The sequence below is a fragment of the Mycobacterium sp. IDUB_19 genome (assembly GCF_055419445.1).
Genome location: NZ_JBVAXR010000183.1, coordinates 1 through 892, shown reverse-complemented (window position 1 = coordinate 892; position 892 = coordinate 1). Strand labels below are relative to the sequence as shown.

The window sequence follows — 892 nt, the reverse complement described above, 5'->3', positions numbered from 1 at the left end:
GAGTAGGAGGTCGCGGTGGATTGCAGTTCGGTGGACAGGTTCTCCCAGGCAGTGGCGGCCGCCACCAACGACTCCGCGCCGGGACCGGCGTACATCCGGCCCGAGTTGAACTCCGGCGGAAAGGCTGCATAAAACATCTCTGTCCCCTTACCTGGCGCCGAGCGCTTGGATGGACCGTGCTGAATTGCTGCGCGTCGTGTTCATCGCGGTCAGTCCTCCAGGGCCGGTATGACGATGATGGTGGCGGCGGCTGGGTCGGCTTCGGCGACGATGCCGCCCAATGTGGCTGCCGTCGCGGCACCGCCGCTGACCGAATGGGTTGCGGTGGCGGCCACGGCGCGGCCGGCCAGGCTGGACAACGCCATCTGGCTGAAAGCGCCTTCCTCGCCGACCATGGCAGCCGGGGCGGCCGCCAAGTTGGTGGGCAGCGCCTGCGCGAGCATCCTGATGTTCGGCGCCGCTTCCGTCCACCCCTGTGGCACCGACATGCTTCCGACCAGGGACGCCTTGCCCATCGACCCGGTGACCGGGCCGCCACCAACCGCGGAGCTCAGCATCGGATGGATCCCGCTGGCTGCCCTGGTCAACGGCTCCAACTGACCTTTGATGAACTTCGGCCCGGCCAGATAGGCCTGGGCCGACTGCCCGTTTTGGGCCCACGCGTACGTCTGCCCGAATGACAGGAACGGGCCACCGGGGATGGTGCTCCATGACTGGGGCGAGTAGACGCCGGTGATGGCCGACCAAATGGTGTTCCAGTTGGTCACGGCGGGCGGCACCGTCAGTCCTGTCGACGGGGCGGCGGCAGCCGTCGACGACAGGGTCTGCGCAGCCGGCGCCGTCGTGGTCGCCAGTTGCGATAGGTGGGTCGCGGTGTTGGTCCCCGACGTGG

Annotated in this window: 2 protein-coding genes; both read right to left on the bottom strand. The window is 68.2% G+C overall.

Annotation, left to right across the window (positions count from 1 at the left end; all coding sequences use genetic code 11):
- Positions 1–137: PPE domain-containing protein (locus ACZY0B_RS27810; RefSeq protein ID WP_463767431.1), on the bottom strand; the 137-nt coding region annotated here is incomplete at its 3' end.
- A gap of 72 nt (positions 138–209) precedes the next feature.
- Positions 210–892: PPE family protein, SVP subgroup (locus ACZY0B_RS27805; protein ID WP_463767430.1), on the bottom strand; the 683-nt coding region annotated here is incomplete at its 5' end.